The organism is Arthrobacter agilis (genome assembly GCF_006494655.1).
Taxonomy (GTDB): Bacteria; Actinomycetota; Actinomycetes; order Actinomycetales; family Micrococcaceae; genus Arthrobacter_D; species Arthrobacter_D agilis.
In genome coordinates this window covers 16,905-34,924 of record NZ_VHIM01000008.1, presented here as the reverse complement: position 1 = coordinate 34,924, position 18,020 = coordinate 16,905, and the positions used below count along the sequence as shown (strand labels likewise).

The 18,020-nt window shown below is 71.0% G+C and carries 19 protein-coding genes and 1 riboswitch; of the genes, 2 read left to right on the top strand and 17 right to left on the bottom strand.

Annotated features, from left to right (window positions below):
- Positions 1-30 precede the first annotated feature (30 nt).
- The 8 genes from lgt to hisI form a co-directional block, all read right to left on the bottom strand.
- Positions 31-1,215, bottom strand: coding sequence for a prolipoprotein diacylglyceryl transferase (gene lgt, locus FJV46_RS12595; protein ID WP_087027070.1), 1,185 nt, complete (start codon positions 1,213-1,215; stop codon positions 31-33).
- The gene (gene trpA, locus FJV46_RS12590; protein WP_087027072.1) at positions 1,212-2,072 is read right to left on the bottom strand and encodes a tryptophan synthase subunit alpha; all 861 of its coding nucleotides are present in this window, start codon (positions 2,070-2,072) and stop codon (positions 1,212-1,214) included. The genes lgt and trpA overlap by 4 nt, the downstream gene beginning before the upstream one ends.
- Positions 2,069-3,424, bottom strand: a complete 1,356-nt coding sequence (gene trpB, locus FJV46_RS12585) for a tryptophan synthase subunit beta (RefSeq protein ID WP_087027074.1) — start codon at positions 3,422-3,424, stop codon at positions 2,069-2,071. Before trpB ends, trpA begins: the two co-directional genes overlap by 4 nt.
- Before the next feature lie 165 nt (positions 3,425-3,589).
- Entirely contained in the window at positions 3,590-4,417 is an 828-nt protein-coding gene (gene trpC, locus FJV46_RS12580; RefSeq protein ID WP_087027076.1) for an indole-3-glycerol phosphate synthase TrpC, read from the bottom strand.
- Entirely contained in the window at positions 4,418-4,723 is a 306-nt protein-coding gene (locus tag FJV46_RS12575) for an HGxxPAAW family protein (RefSeq protein ID WP_087027078.1), read from the bottom strand. It lies immediately after the preceding gene.
- A 172-nt stretch (positions 4,724-4,895) separates the two neighbouring features.
- Positions 4,896-5,852, bottom strand: a complete 957-nt coding sequence (locus FJV46_RS12570; protein ID WP_087027080.1) for a Trp biosynthesis-associated membrane protein — start codon at positions 5,850-5,852, stop codon at positions 4,896-4,898.
- Complete coding sequence (locus FJV46_RS12565; protein WP_087027082.1) at positions 5,849-7,402, bottom strand: anthranilate synthase component I; 1,554 nt, start codon at positions 7,400-7,402, stop codon at positions 5,849-5,851. Before FJV46_RS12565 ends, FJV46_RS12570 begins: the two co-directional genes overlap by 4 nt.
- Before the next feature lie 3 nt (positions 7,403-7,405).
- Complete coding sequence (gene hisI / locus FJV46_RS12560; RefSeq protein ID WP_087027085.1) at positions 7,406-7,846, bottom strand: phosphoribosyl-AMP cyclohydrolase; 441 nt, start codon at positions 7,844-7,846, stop codon at positions 7,406-7,408.
- A 79-nt stretch (positions 7,847-7,925) separates the two neighbouring features.
- Between hisI and FJV46_RS12555 the strand changes: the two genes are divergently transcribed.
- A complete protein-coding gene (locus FJV46_RS12555; protein ID WP_087027087.1) occupies positions 7,926-8,570 on the top strand; it encodes a TIGR03085 family metal-binding protein in 645 nt (214 codons plus the stop codon).
- A gap of 52 nt (positions 8,571-8,622) precedes the next feature.
- Here FJV46_RS12555 and hisF read toward each other — a convergent pair whose 3' ends face one another.
- The 9 genes from hisF to aspS form a co-directional block, all read right to left on the bottom strand.
- Positions 8,623-9,402: an imidazole glycerol phosphate synthase subunit HisF gene (gene hisF / locus FJV46_RS12550; protein WP_087027089.1), complete on the bottom strand. Its 780-nt coding sequence runs from the start codon at positions 9,400-9,402 to the stop codon at positions 8,623-8,625.
- A 13-nt stretch (positions 9,403-9,415) separates the two neighbouring features.
- Positions 9,416-10,261, bottom strand: coding sequence for an ATP phosphoribosyltransferase (hisG, locus tag FJV46_RS12545; RefSeq protein WP_087027091.1), 846 nt, complete (start codon positions 10,259-10,261; stop codon positions 9,416-9,418).
- Positions 10,262-10,327: 66 nt separating this feature from the next.
- Positions 10,328-10,591, bottom strand: a complete 264-nt coding sequence (locus FJV46_RS12540) for a phosphoribosyl-ATP diphosphatase (RefSeq protein WP_087027093.1) — start codon at positions 10,589-10,591, stop codon at positions 10,328-10,330.
- 71 nt (positions 10,592-10,662) lie between these two features.
- A complete protein-coding gene (ribH, locus tag FJV46_RS12535; protein WP_087027094.1) occupies positions 10,663-11,148 on the bottom strand; it encodes a 6,7-dimethyl-8-ribityllumazine synthase in 486 nt (161 codons plus the stop codon).
- Complete coding sequence (ribB, locus tag FJV46_RS12530; RefSeq protein WP_197715711.1) at positions 11,145-11,873, bottom strand: 3,4-dihydroxy-2-butanone-4-phosphate synthase; 729 nt, start codon at positions 11,871-11,873, stop codon at positions 11,145-11,147. The genes ribH and ribB overlap by 4 nt, the downstream gene beginning before the upstream one ends.
- Positions 11,870-12,520, bottom strand: a complete 651-nt coding sequence (locus tag FJV46_RS12525; RefSeq protein WP_087027096.1) for a riboflavin synthase — start codon at positions 12,518-12,520, stop codon at positions 11,870-11,872. The genes ribB and FJV46_RS12525 overlap by 4 nt, the downstream gene beginning before the upstream one ends.
- Before the next feature lie 50 nt (positions 12,521-12,570).
- The gene (gene ribD, locus FJV46_RS12520) at positions 12,571-13,641 is read right to left on the bottom strand and encodes a bifunctional diaminohydroxyphosphoribosylaminopyrimidine deaminase/5-amino-6-(5-phosphoribosylamino)uracil reductase RibD (RefSeq protein ID WP_087027098.1); all 1,071 of its coding nucleotides are present in this window, start codon (positions 13,639-13,641) and stop codon (positions 12,571-12,573) included.
- Positions 13,638-14,321, bottom strand: coding sequence for a nicotinamide riboside transporter PnuC (pnuC, locus tag FJV46_RS12515; protein ID WP_087027100.1), 684 nt, complete (start codon positions 14,319-14,321; stop codon positions 13,638-13,640). Before pnuC ends, ribD begins: the two co-directional genes overlap by 4 nt.
- A gap of 113 nt (positions 14,322-14,434) precedes the next feature.
- A riboswitch (FMN riboswitch) is annotated at positions 14,435-14,577 on the bottom strand.
- A gap of 154 nt (positions 14,578-14,731) precedes the next feature.
- Positions 14,732-16,579: an aspartate--tRNA ligase gene (gene aspS / locus FJV46_RS12510; protein ID WP_179195191.1), complete on the bottom strand. Its 1,848-nt coding sequence runs from the start codon at positions 16,577-16,579 to the stop codon at positions 14,732-14,734.
- A 178-nt stretch (positions 16,580-16,757) separates the two neighbouring features.
- Here aspS and FJV46_RS12505 point away from each other — a divergent pair, with 178 nt between their 5' ends.
- The gene (locus FJV46_RS12505) at positions 16,758-18,020 is read left to right on the top strand and encodes an APC family permease (RefSeq protein WP_087027105.1); all 1,263 of its coding nucleotides are present in this window, start codon (positions 16,758-16,760) and stop codon (positions 18,018-18,020) included.

The following is an 18,020-nucleotide window of genomic DNA, read 5'->3' as shown; positions in this document are numbered from 1 at the left end:
TCGCGGGGTCCTTCGAACGCTCGTCGTTCCTCAGGAGCCGTTTGTTTCGGAAAGATTACCACGATCATTCCGCCCGTCCGGCGCTGCGTCCGCGGCGTGGCTACCTGTGGCTGAAGCGTTATGCGCGCCCTCACCCGCCCCTTGTCCGGAGAGGGCGTCGGAGGGTTTTCCGGGTCCGGTCGGCGCCCCGTCGGACGCAGCGGAGACGGCATCGGAGGGGGCTGCAGCGGGCTCGCCGGACGTGTCTGCCTCGGAGCGGTCGGCCGACGCCGTCGCACCGGCGGCGGCCTCGGATGCCGGTCCGGCGGCCCCGCTGTCCGCGTCGCCGTCGGGTGCCCGGCCGGGCAGGTAGACGGACGGCTCGGCGGCCGGGCGCCGCGCGACCGCGAGGTAGACCAGCACGGCCAGCGCCACCAGGAAGACGGCGATGCTGGTCCAGACGTTCAGGCGTTGGGTGACGCCGAACAGTGAGACCATCTCGGCGTCGTCGATGCGCAACGTCTCGATCCAGACACGACCGAGTGTGTAGTAGGCCGCGTAGAGCCAGAACATACGGCCGCCGCGGAGGTTGAGTCTGCGTGCCAGGAGCAGCAGGATCGCGACTCCGACGAGGTTCCACAGGAGCTCGTAGAGGAACGTGGGGTGGAACCGGGTGCCGGGGTCCTGGTCGAGCGGGAAGTTCGCATTGTCGGCGTCGATCTCCAGGCCCCAGGGAAGAGTGGTGGGAGCGCCGAACAGCTCCTGGTTGAACCAGTTGCCGAGGCGGCCGACGGCCTGAGCGAGGAGGACGCCGGGCGCCGCTGCGTCGGCGAACGCGGAGAGCTTGACGCCGGCCCGGCGCGCGCCGATCCATGCACCCAGCGCTCCGAGCGCGATGGCACCCCAAATGCCGAGACCCCCCTGCCAGATCTGCGGTATCCGCGCGAGGTCACCCTCTGGACCGAAGTAGGCGTCCGGCGAGGAGACGACGTGGTAGAGCCGCCCGCCGATGATCCCGAAGGGGATGGCCCAGATGGCGATGTCCCACACGGCGTCGGCGTGCCCGCCGAAGGAGACGAAGCGTTTCTGGGTCAGGACGAGCGCGAGGATGATGCCCGCGAGGATGCAGAGCGCGTAGGCGTGGATGGTGACCGGTCCCAGCCCGAAGCTCGCCCACTCGGCGGGAGGGCTCGGGATGGACGCCGGAACGAATCCTTGCAGCGCAAGCAGGCTCACGCAGTCCCTCCGCCCGACACCTTGGCGGTACCGGTGCTGAGTTCCCGTGTGAGCTCCGCGACGGCCTGCACGCCACCGTCGCGCAGCGCGGCGACGAGGGCCGTCCCGACGATCACGCCGTCGGCGTAGGCGCCGATCTCACGGACCTGGGCGGACGAGGAGACGCCGAGTCCCACGCACACCCGCTCGGCGCCGGCGTGGTGGGCGGCGTCGACCACAGCGCGGGCGGCAGCGCCCACGGACGTCCGGGCACCGGTCACGCCCATCACGGAGACCGCATAGACGAATCCCCTGCTGGCGTCGACCGTGTTCTGCATGCGTTGCGGCGACGTGGACGGTGCCACGAGGAACACCCGGTCGAGACCGAGTTCCTCGGAGATCTCGAGCCACTCCGTCGCTTCGTCAGGGATGAGATCGGGCGTGATGAGCCCGGCTCCCCCGGCGGCGGCGAGGCGTTCGGAGAACTCGCGGACGCCCATCCGCATCACGGGGTTCCAGTAGGTCATGACGAGGACCGCGGCGTCGGTCTTCCGGGTGATGCCCTCGACGACATCGAAGATCCTCGGGACGGTGAAGCCGTTGGCGAGGGCCTCGACCGTCGCCTCCTGGATGACGTGGCCGTCCATCACGGGATCCGAGTACGGGATACCGATCTCGATGAGGTCCACGCCGTTCTCCGCCATGGCGATCCCGGCGTCGATGGTGGTCTGGACGTCGGGAAATCCTGCCGGCAGGTAGCCGATGAGTGCCGCCCGGCCTTCCCGGCGGGCCTTCTCGATGGCGGCGGCGGCCTTCGACGGCGCAGCTGCTGCGACGCCCGCTCCCGCTGCCTGCTGGTCGGTCGAGTGTGGTGTCACAGCTGCTCCCCCTCCTGGGCGATCTCCTGCTCGACGCTGTCGTCGGGAAGCAGGTCGAAGTAGCCCGCGGCGGTTGCCACGTCCTTGTCGCCACGACCGGAGAGGTTGATGACGATGATCTTGTCCGACGCCTTCTCGCCCGGACCGAGGTCCGCAGCGAGGCGCTGCCCTACCTTCATCGCTCCGGCGAGGGCGTGGGCCGTCTCGATGGCAGGGATGATGCCCTCGGTCTGGCTGAGAACCTTGAAGGCCGCCATGGCCTCGGCGTCGGTGATGGGCTCGTAGTTCGCGCGGCCGATATCCGCCAGGTAGGCGTGCTCGGGGCCGACGCCCGGGTAGTCGAGTCCGGCGGAGATGGAATGGGATTCCATGGTCTGGCCGTCCTCGTCCTGCATGAGGTACGAACGTGCGCCGTGCAGCACACCCGGGCGGCCGAGCGTGATGGTGGCCGCGTGCCGTCCGGTCTCGACGCCGTCGCCGCCTGCTTCGAAGCCGTAGAGGGCCACGCCGCGATCGTCGAGGAAGCCGTGGAACATGCCGATGGCGTTCGAACCGCCGCCGACGCAGGCGCAGACGGCGTCGGGGAGCCGGCCGGTCTGCTCGAGGATCTGCTCACGGGCCTCGTCGCCGATGACCTCGTGGAAGAACCGCACCATGGAGGGGAACGGGTGGGCCCCCGCGGCGGTGCCCAGGAGGTAGTGCGTGGTCTCGACATTCGCCACCCAGTCCCGCAGGGCGTCGTTGATGGCGTCCTTGAGGGTCTGCGAGCCGTTGGTCACGGGGATGACCGTGGCACCCAGCAGTTGCATGCGGGCGACGTTCAGGGCCTGGCGACGCGTGTCCTCGGCGCCCATGTACACCACGCACTCGAGTCCGAGGAGGGCGGCCGCGGTGGCACTGGCCACACCGTGCTGGCCGGCACCGGTCTCCGCGATGACGCGGGTCTTGCCCATCCGCTTGGCGATCAGGGCCTGACCGAGCACATTGTTGATCTTGTGCGACCCCGTGTGGTTGAGATCCTCACGCTTGAGGAAGACGCGCACGCCTCCGCAGTGCTCGGCGAAACGCGCGGCCTCGGTGAGCAGCGACGGCCGACCGGCGTAGTTCTTGTTGAGCTCCGCCACCTGGGCCGTGAATTCGGGATCGGCCTTGGCCTTCTCGAAGGTGTCCTGCAGCTCATCGAGCGCGGCGATCAGGGATTCGGGCATCCAGCGCCCGCCGTACGCGCCGAAGTAGGGACCGGGGGCGTGGCGAAGGCTCTGATCGTGGCTGAGGAACGCGTCCGCCGTCCCGGCGTCGATGGCGTCCGCTGCTCCGGCGTCCGCGCCCGTCAGGCCGGTGTCCTGGTGCATATCAGTCATGACTTCAGCAATCCTGTCCTGTTGGTCCTGGCCCGGGAGGGAAGCCTCCCGGGATCCTGGCGGTCCGGGGTGACCGGGCCGCATCCTGCTCGCTGGTCCTGCTGGTGCCGTCCCCGGAAGGACGGTGCTTGGCGCGGCGACGATCCGCCGCGTTCGTCAGCTGTTCGCTGCCACGCCGGCCGCCTGCCAGGCCGCCCGCCCTGCCGCGGTGAACTCGGTGATGGTGGCCGATGGATCCGCGTGCCGCACGAGCGCCTCGCCGACGAGGACGGCGTTCGCCCCGCTCGCTGCGTAGCCGGCGACGTCGTCGACGTCGCGGACCCCCGACTCGGCGATGACGACCGTTCCGGCGGGAACGAGATGCGCGAGGCCGGCGAAGACGCGCCTGTCGATCTCGAGGGTCTTCAGGTTGCGGACGTTCACGCCGATGATGGACGCCTCGGCCGCGACGGCCCTGCGGACCTCGCCCTCCGTGTGCGTCTCGACGATCGCGTTCATGCCGAGCTCGTGCGTCAGGTCGAGGAAGGACCTTAGGTCGTCGTCACCGAGCGCTGCGACGATCAGCAGGACGACGTCCGCGCCATGGGCCCGTGCCTCCCAGATCTGGTACTCGTCCACGGTGAAATCCTTGCGCAGCACCGGGAGGCCCACGGCTGCACGGACGGCGGCGAGGTCGGCGAGCGAACCGCCGAACCGCCGCGCCTCGGTCAGGACCGAGATCACCGCGGCACCGCCGCGCTCGTAGGAGGCCGCGAGGGCTGCCGGGTCCGCGATGTCCGCCAGGGCTCCCTTGGACGGGCTGCTTCGCTTCACCTCGGCGATGACGGCTACCTCGCCGCCGAGACCGCCGCCGAGGGCGGCGAACGCATCGAGTGGGGCGGGTGCCGCGAGGGCGTCCTGCCGGATCTGCTCCAGGGACACGTGGCGGCGCCGTTCGGCGAGATCCTCGCGGACGCCACCGATGATGTCGTCGAGGACCGTCATCTAGTGGCCGTTGTTCTTCAGTTTCGAGCCGCCGACGCCGTAGCCCATCCTGCGCATGAAGAACCCGACGAGGAGCCCGACGAACATGACGGCGATACCGGCCCAGAAGAGCAGCGTGCCGAAGTCGTGGTTACCCTCGGTGCTCGCGAGGATGTAGGCGAAGGACGCGACGGCGGCGCCTGCCAACATGATGAGCACGCATGTCCATGCTGCGGGGCTGTTTCCGTGGCCGATGGTCTCATCTCCCATGCGGGCGTGGTTGGCGGGGGTGTTGCGCGTCGTAGAGGTGGTTGCCTCGGATGCCATGGTCGATCTCCTTCGGGTGGGTCGTGTCCCATTCTGCCATTGATGGGGCGGTCGGGTCGCACTGCGTCGACGTGCCACGTGCCGCGTGCAAGGGTGGCCGTCCGACCGTTCGGGGCATTCCGGGTCGGCCGGGTCGGGGCAGCTAGCCGGGGCAGCCGGTCAGGGCCGCCGGTCAGCGCGTCGGATCGTTGCCGCGCGAGAGTTCGTCCCAGCTGTCGATCTCGTCGGCGTGCGCGCTGCCACGCCCACGCGCGCCTCCGGCCGCACCGCCGCGCCGCCCGTTCCCGAGATCCGGTCCGTCCTGCCCGTCCTGCGCGTCCTGCCCGTCCTGCGCGTCCTGCCCGTCCGGTCCGTCGGGTCCGTCGGGTCCGTCGGGTCCGTCGGGTCCGTCGGGTCGATCCGGTCCGTCCTGACGGTCCTCCGCCGCACCGGCAGGCGTCGACCCAACTGCCCCAGTATCGCGGGCACCACCGGGTTCTGCAGGTTCCCCAGGAACCCGAGGAACCCGAGGAACCACCGGATCCCCGGGCACGACGCCCGGCGCGACATCGCCCGTCGAGGGCAGTGGCGCCCCGGGCTGGGCGTCACCCGCGGCGGGACGGACGGCGCGGGACGCTCCGGCGTCGTAGCGCCGGTTGACGCCCCAGGTGCGTCCGGCGAGGACCACCCACGCGGCCGCGACGACCAGCAGGACACCGGCGATGACGGCGATCCACGGCATGGCGCTCGCGGACGCCTCGGCGCCGGACACCCCGCTGACACCGATCGCGGCGCCGATCGCCGGCTCGGCGGCCGCCTCCGGGTCGAGGGCCACGGAGAGACTGGAGAGGACGATGCCCACGCCGGACAGGACGAGGATGACGGCGACGATCCACCGCGCCACCCGGCCCGCGATCGACACGGCGAGTGCCGCGGCCAGTGCCACGAGGGCGAAGGCGGTGACCGGGGTCGAGGCGTCGCTCCCGGCGATCATGAGGTCCGGGGTCTGCACGGCTTCCTGGGGCAGCCGAACGGTCAGCCACGTCTGCGTCGTCGAGCCGAACGCGAGCAGCGCAATCGCCACGATACCGAGCACGACTGCGCCGCGGCGGGTGGAGCGGGGGGCGTCGGTAGAAACGGGCGTACTCACGAGGCCTCCACCTCCAGCGGGCGCAGGGCGGCCGCCGTCAGGGCTGCGCGCAGCGGCGCGGCAGCCTTGTTCACGGTCTCCAGGGCTTCGGTCTCCAGCACGGAATCCGCGACGATCCCGCCGCCGGCCTGCACGTACGCCTTGCCCTCGCGCAGGAGCGCCGAGCGGATGGCGATCGCCATGTCCATGTCCCCCGCGAAGTCGAGGTAGCCCACCACTCCCCCGTAGATGCCCCGTCGGTGGGGCTCCACCTCGTCGATCAGGCGCAGCGCGCGCGGCTTCGGTGCTCCCGAGAGCGTCCCCGCGGGGAAGGTCGCAGCGAGGACGTCGTAGGCGGTCTTCGACGGCGAGAGGCGTCCGACGACGGTGGAGACGAGGTGCATGATGTGGCTGAACTTCTCCACCTCCATGAACTGGGTGACGTCCACGCTGCCGGGTGTGCAGACCTTCGAGAGATCGTTGCGGGCGAGGTCCACCAGCATGAGGTGCTCCGCCATCTCCTTGGTGTCGGCCCGCAGTTCGACGGCGAGGTCGCGGTCCTCCTCGGTGGTCCCCCCGCGCGGGCGGGACCCGGCGATGGGATGCGTGATGACCTCGCTGCCCGTCACCGTCACGAGGGCCTCGGGCGAGCTCCCGACGATGGAGTAGCCGCGTCCGTCCGCGTCCTCCAGGCTGAAGAGGTACATGTAGGGGCTGGGATTGGTGGTGCGGAGGATCCGGTACACGTCCAGCGCGGAGGCGTCGCACTCGATCTCGAAGCGCCGGCTGATGACCACCTGGAAGACGTCGCCGTCGACGATCGCCCGCTTGCCGCGCTCGATCGCCGTCAGGTAGTCGGGCTCGAACCACGACTCCCGCACCCGGTCCATGGACTCCTCGGCCGTCGGCGCGTCGTCGGCCATGACGGACACCGCCAGCTCGGCGGGCTCCACGAGCCGACCGAGCATCGCGTGGACCCGTCCGACGGCGTCGTGCCACGCCTCGTCCACGCGCTCGTCCGTCCCGTCGATGTTGATCGCGTTGGCCACCAGGGTCAGGGAGCCCTCGGCGTTGTCGTGGATGGCGAGGTCGGAGACGAGGCACATCGCGAGCTCGGGCAGCAGGAGATCGTCCTCCGGTGGGCTCGTGAGCCGCTCCCAGTGCCGGACCGCTTCCCAGCCCACGAAGCCGACCATGCCGGAGGTGAAGGGGGGCAGGTCGGCGAACCGTTCCGTGCGCAGGGCCTCGACTGTGCGGCGCAGGGCTTCGACCGGGTTTCCGTCGACGGGGACCCCGGCAGGAGGCTCCCCGAGCCAGTGGGCCTCGCCGTCGCGCGTGGTCAGCGTGGCTCGGGACCGCGCTCCGATGAAGGAGTAGCGGGACCAGACGCCGCCGACTGCCGCCGATTCCATGAGGAAGGTGCCCGGCTGGCCCGCGGCGAGCTTGCGGTAGATGCCGATCGGGGTGTGGGCGTCCGCCAGCACCTTCAGGTGCACGGGGACCACCCGCCGGGCTTTCGCCAGGTCACGGAACTCTTCGAGGGTGGGGCTAATGGCGCCCAGGCGCTGCATGCGTCAGTGTCCTTCGGTGTCGGGACGGTCGGCGGTCACGGCGGGCAGGTCGCGGCCGTCGAAGCAGGTGCGGGTGCCGGTGTGGCAGGCCGCACCCTCCTGGTCGACCGTGACGAGCAGGGCATCGCCGTCACAGTCGAGCGCCACCCCCCTGACCCACTGGCGATGCCCGGAGGTGTCGCCCTTGCGCCAGTACTCCGCACGCGAGCGGGAATAGAAGGTCACGCGGCCGGTGGTCAGTGTCCGCCGGAGCGCCTCCTCGTCCATCCAGCCCAGCATGAGGACCTCGAGGGTGTCGTACTGCTGGACGACAGCGGCGACCAGCCCGGCGTCGTCCTTCTTCAGGGCGCGCGCAACAGCGGGATCGAGGGCGGGAAGGCCGTCGCCGCTCCCCCGGGCGGGGTCGGTCGTGGCGTCGTTCGGCGGGAGCGTGGTGGAAGGCATCACCCCTGATTCTAGTGCGGCACCCGCGGCTGCGCGGCGCTGCTGCCCCGCCCGGCGCAACATGCTAGTTTCAGCAGTGATGCGCTACGTAACTCCGTCCCGCGAGGTCCTGGCCGAGACGCTCCTGGCAGCCGGCCCCGATGCCCCCACGCTGTGTGAGGGGTGGAGGTCGCGCGACCTCGCCGCCCACCTCTACCTCAGGGAGCACAAGCCCGCACTGGGGCTCGGGATGGTGGTGAAGAAGTTCGCGCCCGTGACCGAGCGCGCTACCCGCGAGACCGCGGAACGTGCGGCATCGCCGGCCGGGTACGAGGCGCTCGTGAACCGCTTCCTCGCCGGGCCGCCCGCCCTCTCGCCGATGCGGATCAACTCGATCGACAAGAGCGCCAATCTGATCGAGTACTTCGTCCACACCGAGGACGTGCGCCGCGCCACGTCGCGGTGGGCCCCGCGCGCCCTCGACGAGGACTACGCGAGGGCCCTCTGGGAGGAACTGATCAAGCGCGCAGCCATCCTCTACCGCGGTGTGGACCTCGGGATCGTGCTCGTGCAGCCCGGCGGCCCCCGCCATGTCGCCAAGCGCGCCCCCGTCTCCGTGGCCATCATCGGGGAACCCGGCGAACTCCTCATGCACGCGCATGGCCGGCGTGCGCAGGCGCTCGTCACGGTCGAGGGCCAGCCGGACGCCGTCGCCCTCCTCGAGAGCGCGGACGTCGGACTCTGACCCGTCCGGCCCGCACGCTCCGGGCTGCTCGTCGTCGGACGCCGGCGGGACCCTAGCGGACGGGGAAACCGGCCGCGCTGATCGCTGCCTTCACGCGTGCGATGGCGTCCACCGGCCCGAAGTGGAACACCGATGCGGCCAGCACGGCATCCGCGCCGGCCTCGACGGCGGGTGGGAAGTGGTCCGGCTCGCCGGCGCCGCCCGACGCGATGAGCGGTACTCCGACCGCGGCGCGCACCGCGCGGATGAGTTCGAGGTCGAATCCGTCCCTGGTGCCGTCCGCGTCGATGGAATTGAGCAGGATCTCCCCCACCCCGCGGTCAGCGGCCTCCCTGGCCCAGGCGACGGCGTCGATCCCCGTGCCCTTGCGGCCCCCGTAGGTGGTCACCTCGAACCCCGACGGCGTGCGGCCGTCCCGCGTGCGGCGGGCATCCAGGGAGAGGACGAGGACCTGGGCGCCGAAGTGCTGCGTGATCTCGTCGATGACGGCGGGCCGGGCCACGGCCGCGGTGTTGATGGAGGCCTTGTCCGCGCCGAACCGGAGCAGGCGGTCGACGTCGGCGATCCCACGGACTCCCCCGCCCACCGTGAGCGGGATGAAGACCTCCTCGGCCGTGCGGGAGACGACGTCGAACGTGGTCTCCCGGTTGCCCGACGAGGCGGTGACATCGAGGAAGGTGAGCTCGTCGGCGCCCGCGCGGTCGTAGCGGTGGGCGAGTTCCACCGGGTCCCCGGCGTCGCGCAGGTCCTCGAAGTTGATGCCCTTCACCACGCGGCCGGCGTCGACGTCGAGGCACGGGATGACGCGGATGGCGCGGATGGCGACACTCATGGCTGCGCGCTCCCTAGATCCGGCAGGCGTGGATGGAGCTGACGAGGATGGCGCGCGCGCCGAGCTCGTACAACTCGTCCATGATGCGGTTGGTGTGGTTCCGCTTGACCATGGACCGCACGGCCACCCACTCGGAGTCGCGGAGCGGCGAGACCGTCGGGGATTCGAGTCCCGGCGTCAGTGCGGCGGCCGCGTCCACGAGGTCCTTCCGGACGTCGTAGTCCATCATCACGTACTGGCGGGCCACGAGGACGCCCTGGAGGCGGCGCAGGAGGACGTCCAGCCCCACCGGAGCCTCGATGCCGCGCCGGCCGATCAGCACGGCCTCGCTCCGCAGGATGGGCTCGCCGAAGATCTCCATCCCGGCGGCCCGCAGCGTGCTGCCGGTCTCGACGACGTCGGCGATCGCATCCGCGACCCCGAGACGCACGGAGGACTCCACCGCGCCGTCGAGACGGACCACGGACGCCGTCACGCCGCGCGCGGCGAGGTAGTCCTTCAGCAGGCCCTCGTAGCTCGTGGCGAGGCGCTTCCCTTCGAGCTGGCCGAGGGAGTCGAAGTCTCCGACGGGACCTGCGAAGCGGAAGGTGGATGCGCCGAAGCCGAGCTGCATGAGCTCCTCCGCCTCGACCTGGGCGTCGAGGAAGAGGTCGCGGCCGGTGATGCCGACGTCGAGCGTGCCCGACCCCACGTACACCGCGATGTCGCGGGGACGCAGGAAGAAGAACTCGATCTCGTTCTCGGGGTCCACGAGCACGAGCTCGCGTGGGTCGCGGCGCTGGCGGTAGCCCGCCTCGGCGAGCATGGCGGAGGCGGCCTCGGAGAGGGCGCCCTTGTTGGGGACTGCTACACGGAGCATGGGAGTTCTTTCGCGTCGGGAGGGAGGAACGGGCAAGCGGAGCCGCGGGCCGGTGGGCCGGCGCGGCTAGAGATGCTTGTAGACGTCCTCGAGCGTGAGGCCCTTCGCGATCATGAGGACCTGCAGGTGGTAGAGCAGCTGCGAGATCTCCTCGGCGGCCTCGTCCGTCGACTCGTACTCGGCAGCCATCCACACCTCGGCGGCCTCTTCGACGATCTTCTTGCCGATACCGTGCACGCCCGCATCGAGTTCGGCGACGGTCCGGGAGCCCGCCGGGCGTTCGACGGCCTTGGCGCCGAGTTCCTCGAACAGGGAATCAAAGGTTTTCACATCCCCTAGGCTATCGGCTCCCGGCGCCCTCCCGGCACGCGCGAGCCCTCCTGTGACGGACGGCTCGGCGCTCACGGTTTCCACGAGCGCAGGACGGACGCCGTGGCCAGCGCGGCGGTGACGGCCTCGTGTCCCTTGTCCTCGGAGGAGCCGGGCAGGCCCGCACGGTCGAGGCCCTGCTGCTCGGTGTCACACGTCAGGACCCCGAAGCCCACCGGCACTCCCGTCCGGACACTGACGTCGGTCAGGCCGGACGTCGCTGCCTGGCAGACGTACTCGAAGTGCGGGGTACCGCCGCGGATGACGACGCCGAGGGCGGCGACGGCGTCGAAGGCGGGGGCCATGCGCGCAGCGGCGACGGGCAGCTCGAAACTGCCGGGAACCCGGACCTCGGTGACGTCCGCTCCCGCCTCGGCGGCAGCGCGCCGTGCTCCGTCGAGCAGTCCGTCCATGATCTGGGTGTGCCAGCTCGCCGCGATGATCGCGAGGCGCAGGGGTGCGCCCTCCTCGGTGGTGAATCCGCTGACGTCGATGGTGGGTGCTCCGTGGCCGCTCATGGCTGCTCCTTCTGTGGTGGTGTGGTCGTGGTCGGTCGTGGGGTGCCGGGCTGCGCTGATGACGTCCCGGTCACCCCGGCAGGAATCGCCCCGCCGGCGTCGAGATGGGCGACGAGATCCTTGATCGAGACCAGCGGGATGCCGTTCGCGTCGGCGAATCGACGCAGGGCCGGCAGCCGCATCATGTCGCCGTCGTCGTGCACGAGCTCGGCGATGACGGCTGCGGGACGCTTTCCGGCGAGGACGCTGAGTTCCACGCCCGCCTCGGTGTGCCCGGGGCGCTCGCGCACACCACCCGGGGCGGCGCGGAGCGGGAAGACGTGCCCGGGTCTCGTCAGCTGCGCCGGCAGGCTGGCTGCATCGGCGAGGACGCGGACGGTCCGGGCCCGGTCGGCGGCGCTGATGCCCGTGCTCACCCCGGTCGCGGCATCGCAGGACACGGTGTACGCGGTGCCCTTGGAGTCCTCGTTGACCGCGGTCATCGGCGGGAGGAGGAGCCGGTCGGCGTCCTCGGCGAGCATCGGCACGCACAGCACCCCCGAGCTCCACCGGACGGTCCAGCCGACGAGCTGCGGCGTCGCGTCCTCCGCCGCGAAGACGATATCGCCCTCGTTCTCGCGGTCCTCGTCGTCCACCACGACGACGGCGCCTCCGGAGGCGATCGCGTCGACGGCGTCCTGCACGGGGTCGAGGAGGATCTGCCCCGGTGCGGACTCCCCGGTCACGGCGTTGCTCCGGCGGCGTCCCTGCGGGTGTCGGCCGCAGCGAACCCGAGCAGGCGCTCGGCGTACTTCGCGAGGACATCCATCTCCAGGTTCACGGGATCACCGAGGGCCTTTGTGCCGAGCCCCGTCTCCTTCAGCGTGGTCGGGATCAGCCCGACCTCGAACCACTGGTCGCGGGCCTCGGCGGCGCTGACGGCGGTGACCGTCAGGGACACGCCGTCGATCGCGACGGAGCCCTTCTCCGCGGCATACCGGCCGAGTGTCGCGGGCAGGCCGAAGCGGAGGCGGTGCCAGGCGCCGAGGTCCTCACGGTCGAGGAGCACGCCGATCCCGTCCACGTGGCCCTGGACCACGTGCCCGTCGAGCCGGCCTCCGGCGGGGACGCAGCGCTCGAGGTTCACGGTCGCCCCCGGCTGGAGGCTGCCCGTGGTGGTGCGGCGGAGGGTCTCGCCCATGACGTCGACGCCCACGCGACCGCCGTCGAGCGTGACCGCGGTGAGGCAGACGCCGTTGACGGCGATCGACGCACCGGGGGTGAGGTCCCCACCGGTCGCCGGAGCCTCGAACACGAGCAGTGCGCTCTCGCCGTCGGGCGTGACGTCGAGTGAGACCACGCTGCCCTGCTCGGACACGATTCCTGTGAACACGGGTACTTCCTTCGGGTGGGTCGGGAGGGAACGGGGTGGGTCTGGCGAGATCAATGGTGCGACGCCGCCGGGACGCCCGGTGGCGGGCGCAGGTGCAGGCGGACGTCAGTGCCGAGTCGCTGGACGGCGGGACCGCCGGCGTCGTCCAGCACCCAGCGGGGCGCTGCGGCGAGGGTGCCGATACCGAGGCCTGGAAAGGCCGGGGCGCCCTCCCCGAGGACGAGGGGTGCCACATAGCTGACGAGCTCGTCGACGACACCGGCACGCAGGAAGGCGCCGGCTATGCGTGGACCGCCCTCGACGAGGAGGTGCCGCACGCCCCTCTCGACGAGCTGATCGAGGGCGGCTCCGACGTCCCGGGTGGGCAGGTGGATGAAGCCTTCGCCGCGAATCGCCGCCCCGGCGGGTACCGGAGTCAGGCCCATGGCGACGCGCAGGGCCATGCCCGACACCGGAGCTGCAGCTCCTGCGCGTACCGTGAGGCGCGGGTCGTCGTCGCGCACGGTTCCGCTGCCCACGAGCACGGCATCGGCGATGGCCCTGAGGCGATGGCCGTCCGCGCGCGCTTCCGCGCCCGTGATCCACTGGCTGGTGCCGTCGACCGCGGCCACCCTCCCGTCGAGGGACTGCGCCGATTTCAGCGTCACGAAGGGCCGGCGCTCGGCGACGGACACGCTCCAGCGCTCGTTCAGCTCGAGCGACGCCTCCCGCCCCACGCCGCCGACGGCCTCCACGCCTGCCGCCCGGAGGCGCCGGGCACCGCCGGAGGCCGATCCGTTGACGTCCTCCGCGGCGAACACCACCCGGGCGACACCGGCATCGAGGAGGGCTTCGCTGCAGGGACCGGTGCGGCCCGTGTGGTTGCACGGTTCGAGGGTCACGACCATGGTGGCGCCGCGGGCATCGTGACCGCGCTCGCGGGCGTCGGCGAGGGCTGCGGGTTCCGCGTGGGGCGTGCCGGCACCCCGGTGGTACCCCTCCCCGAGCACCGTCCCGTCGGGGGCGAGCAGGACGGCGCCGACGAGCGGGTTCGCTCCGCGCACGCCCAGCCCGGCGAGCTCCAGGGCCCTCAGCATCGCGCCGGTCTCCGCAGCCGCGACCTGCGGCGCCGTGCTGCTCATCGCAGCGTCGGATCCGGCAGGAGGGTCTCGATGCTCGGCGTGGCGGTGCGCTGTGCACGGGCCCACACGAAGAAGCCGACCAGGGTGAAGACCCCGTAGAAGACGTACATGAAGGCACTCGCGTAGTAGCCGGCGCTGAAGAGCAGCGGGACGCCCACGATGTCGACGGCCACCCAGACGAGCCAGAACTCGACCCATCCCCTGGCCATGCCGAAGGTGGCCAGCAGGGAGCCGACGAACGTCCAGGCGTCGGCCCAGACGGGCTCGTAGGACCCGAGCATCCGGAACAGCGGGGTGAGGGCGAACGTGCCGACGATCAGGAAGGACACCATGCCCAGGCGGGCCCTGCTTCCGGCCCAGCGCGGGGTGACCGCCTGACCACCACGGTCCCGGCTCGCCTGCCACTGGCGCCACCCGTAGATGGAGACGGCGATGAACATCATCTGGCGGCCGGCCTGGCCGAGCAGGGTGGCGGCACCCGCTCCTCCGAAGATGGAACCGACGAAGACGGTGAGCAGCAGGAGGTTGCCGAGGATGCCGACCGGCCAGGCCCAGACGCGGCGCCGCATGCCGCCGAGTGCGCTGAGGAGACCGAAGACGTTGCCCACGACCTCACGGAGCAGGAGGGAACCATTGCCTACGGGAATGCGGGCTTCGAAGAGCCACTGCAGAAAGTCCAATGCCGATCCTTCGCCGATACGACGGCTCCGGGTGATGGCGGCAGGGCACCACGCCGCGACGAACCAACGACGCAGCCGCCGTCCGAAAGAGGACAGCGGGCAGGGCCCTGCTGTGCGTGCTTCTCCCATCCAGACTTTGACTGTCGGTCCCGGAATTCCACCGGCTCAACCGCCCTCGTCCCGCGGATGCAGGACGACGAAGCGGGTCGCGGACTATCACCGCCGGTTCGGACTTACACCGACCCCGGAGCACGTACTGGGTCGATTATTTCACAGCGCCCCGCAGCTTCCCGCCGGATCGTCACAATTCGTCCGAGGGCGATCAGCGCCGGGCACCGGAACGATGCATCATCGCCCACAGGAAGGGACGGGACCCCCGCGGGTGTCCCGTCCCTGGCGCCCGACGTCGGTCAGCCGGCCGTCTGGTCGGCCTTCGGCTTCGCGTCGGGGTCGGCTTTCGGCTTCGCGTCGGGGTCGGCTTTCGGCTTCGCGTCGGGGTCGGCTTTAGGCTTCGCGTCGACGCCGGCCTCCCTGCGCTGCTGCGCGGTGATCGGCGCGGGCGCCGCGGTCAGCGGATCGTAGCCGCCGCCGGACTTCGGGAACGCGATGACGTCGCGGATGGAATCCGTCCCGGCCAGCAACGACACCACGCGGTCCCACCCGAGGGCGATCCCGCCGTGCGGCGGCGCGCCGAACTTGAAGCCCTCGAGCAGGAAGCCGAACTTCTCCTGCGCCTCCTCGGCGCCGAGGCCCATGACCGCGAACACCCGCTCCTGCACGTCGCGCTGATGGATACGGATGGACCCTCCGCCCAGCTCGTTGCCGTTGCACACGATGTCGTACGCGTAGGCGAGGGCCTTCTCCGGGTCCGTGTCGAACGTATCGAGGAACTCCGGCTTCGGTGAGGTGAAGGCGTGGTGAACTGCGGTCCACGCCCCGCCGCCCACCGCGACGTCACCCGCGGCCACCGCGGCCGAGGCGGGTTCGAACATCGGCGCGTCGACGACCCAGACGAATGCCCAGTCACCCTCTTTGATGAGACCCGTGCGTCGGCCGATCTCGACCCGCGCGGCACCGAGGATGGCGCGCGACGACGCAGCGTCACCGGCAGCGAAGAAGATGCAGTCGCCCGGGTCGGCACCGACGGCCCCGGCGAGTCCCTCGCGCTCGGCATCGGTCAGGTTCTTCGCCACCGGGCCGCGGAGACTCCCGTCGACGTCGATCAGGACGTACGCGAGGCCCTTGGCACCGCGCTGCTTGGCCCATTCCTGCCAGGCGTCGAGCTGTCGACGGGGCTGCGAGGCTCCCCCGGGCATGACCACGGCACCGACGTAGGGGGCCTTGAAGACGCCGAAGCCGGTGTCCTTGAAGAACTCGGTCAGCTCGGTCAGCTCCAGCCCGAAGCGCAGGTCCGGCTTGTCGGAGCCGTACTTCGCCATCGCGTCCGCGTAGGTCATGCGGCGGATGGGCAGCGGGATCTCGACGTCGATCAGCTTCCACAGGCGGGAGACGAGCTGCTCACCGAGGGCGATGATGTCGTCCTCCTCCACGAAGCTGGCCTCGATGTCGAGCTGCGTGAACTCGGGCTGGCGGTCAGCACGGAAATCCTCGTCGCGGTAGCAGCGGGCCAGCTGGTAGTACTTCTCGAAGCCGCCCACCTGCAGAAGCTGCTTGAACAGCTGCGGCGACTGCGGCAGGGCATACCAGGAGCCCGGCGCGAGGCGCGCGGGCACGAGGAAATCGCGGGCGCCCTCGGGCGTGGACCTGGTCAGCGTGGGGGTCTCGATCTCCACGTAGCCGTCCTGGTGCAGCAGCTCGCGGGCCACGCGGCTCGCCTCCGACCGCAGGCGCAGGTTGGCCTGGGGACCGGGGCGGCGGAGATCGAGGTAGCGGTGGCGCAGGCGCGCCTCCTCACCGACCTCGACGTGCTCGTCGATCTGGAACGGCAGCGGGTCCGAGGTGTTGAGGATGGTCACGGTGTCCGCGATGACCTCGATGGCACCGGTGGGCAGGGCCGGGTTGTCGTTGCCCTCGGGCCGCTGCTGGACCGTCCCCACGATCTGCAGGACGTACTCGTTGCGAAGACTCGAGAACACGTCCTCCTCGCGCACCACGACCTGCGCGACGCCGGAGGCGTCACGGAGGTCGAGGAATGCCACGCCGCCGTGGTCCCGGCGGCGTGCCACCCAGCCTGCCAGGGTGACGGATTGTCCTACGTGCTCGGGCCGAAGGGAGCCGAGTTCATGCGTGCGGAGCACAGCATTCCTTCCCACAGATGTGTCGGATGAGTCGCAGGCATCGTTTCGCCTGCCTACAGTTGATGCAAACCCCGACAACTTTACCGGTCCGCCCCTCGGCGGCCCGACAGCGGTTCGCCGCGGGTGGCGACGGCACTGCGTTCCCCTGCCGGATCCGGTGCACGACACGAGGAGGACCATGTCCCAGCAACCGCCGCTCCGCCGGGCGATGGGTGGCTTCGACGCGACCACCGTGGGTATCGGGGCGATGATCGGCGCCGGAGCGTTCATCGTCCTCGCTCCCGCCGCCGCCGCTGCAGGAGCCCTGCTGCCCCTGGCGATCGTGATCGCCGGCGTCGTCGCCTACTGCAACGCCTCGGCCACCGCGTCGCTGGCCGTCCGCTATCCCTCCAGCGGAGGGACCTACGTCTACGGCCGCGAACAGCTCGGGCACTGGCCCGGGTTCCTCGCCGGCTGGAGCTTCGTGACGGGCAAGCTGGCCTCGTGCGCGGCGATGGCCCTCACCTTCGGCCTCTACGCTGCTCCCGGAGCGGGGAAGGCCGCGGCCGTCGCCGCCGTCGTCGGGCTGACGGTGGTCAACCTCCTCGGCGTGACGCGCACAGCCATCGCCACCCGCGTGATCGTCTCGCTCGTGGTCCCCGTGATCGCCTTCGTGATCGTGGTGGCCTTCAGTGCACCCCCGGTGCAGGACACGGGCGCCGTCGCGCCAGGGGGTGCAGGCGGCGTACTGCAGGCGTCCGCGCTGCTGTTCTTCGCCTTCGCCGGCTACGCGCGGATCGCAACCATGGGCGAGGAGGTGCGCAACCCCCGCAGGAACATCCCGCTGGCCATCCTGGGCGCCCTCGGCTTCACCCTCGTCCTGTACCTCCTCCTCGGCGTGTCCCTGCTCAGGGCGCTGGGACCCGCCGGTCTGGCCGAGGCCACCGCACCCCTGCGGGACGTCTTCGATGCTGCCGTCCCCGGTGAGGGGTCGATGGGGCGCGGCGGCGCCGTCGTGACCCTCGCCGCCGCGCTGGCCAGCCTGGGAGCGCTGCTCGCCCTCATCGCCGGGGTCGGCCGGACGGGCCTCGCGATGGCGCGCGGCGGCGACCTGCCCCGGGTCCTGGCACGCGTCTCCCGCCGCTACGGGGTCCCCTGGGTCGCGGACATCGCCACCGCCGTGGTCGTGGTGGTGCTGCTCCTGACGACGGACGTCCTCACGGTGGTCGGCTTCTCGAGTTTCGGCGTCCTGCTCTACTACGCCATCGCCAACATCGCGGCCTTCACCCTGCCGGAACGGCAGTGGTACGCGCCGCGGTGGCTGAACGCGATCGGCGCGCTCGCCTGCCTCGTGCTCGCCTTCACGCTCCCGACGACGTCGGTGGTCACCATGCTCGTGGTGCTCGGCGTCGGTCTCGCCGGCCGTGCAGCGGTCCTGGCACGTCGGCGCGTCCGGGGCTGA

Excerpts from the sequence above, each read along its gene's own strand:
- hisG (WP_087027091.1), bottom strand. The coding sequence starts at position 10,261 with ATGCTCCGTGTAGCAGTCCCCAACAAGGGCGCCCTCTCCGAGGCCGCC.
- ribH (WP_087027094.1), bottom strand. The coding sequence starts at position 11,148 with ATGAGCGGCCACGGAGCACCCACCATCGACGTCAGCGGATTCACCACC.
- ribD (WP_087027098.1), bottom strand. The coding sequence starts at position 13,641 with ATGAGCAGCACGGCGCCGCAGGTCGCGGCTGCGGAGACCGGCGCGATG.
- hisI (WP_087027085.1), bottom strand. The coding sequence starts at position 7,846 with ATGCCTTCCACCACGCTCCCGCCGAACGACGCCACGACCGACCCCGCC.
- FJV46_RS12555 (WP_087027087.1), top strand. The coding sequence starts at position 7,926 with ATGCGCTACGTAACTCCGTCCCGCGAGGTCCTGGCCGAGACGCTCCTG.
- FJV46_RS12505 (WP_087027105.1), top strand. The coding sequence starts at position 16,758 with ATGTCCCAGCAACCGCCGCTCCGCCGGGCGATGGGTGGCTTCGACGCG.
- FJV46_RS12575 (WP_087027078.1), bottom strand. The coding sequence starts at position 4,723 with ATGGCATCCGAGGCAACCACCTCTACGACGCGCAACACCCCCGCCAAC.
- trpB (WP_087027074.1), bottom strand. The coding sequence starts at position 3,424 with ATGCACCAGGACACCGGCCTGACGGGCGCGGACGCCGGAGCAGCGGAC.
- trpC (WP_087027076.1), bottom strand. The coding sequence starts at position 4,417 with ATGACGGTCCTCGACGACATCATCGGTGGCGTCCGCGAGGATCTCGCC.
- hisF (WP_087027089.1), bottom strand. The coding sequence starts at position 9,402 with ATGAGTGTCGCCATCCGCGCCATCCGCGTCATCCCGTGCCTCGACGTC.
- FJV46_RS12565 (WP_087027082.1), bottom strand. The coding sequence starts at position 7,402 with ATGCAGCGCCTGGGCGCCATTAGCCCCACCCTCGAAGAGTTCCGTGAC.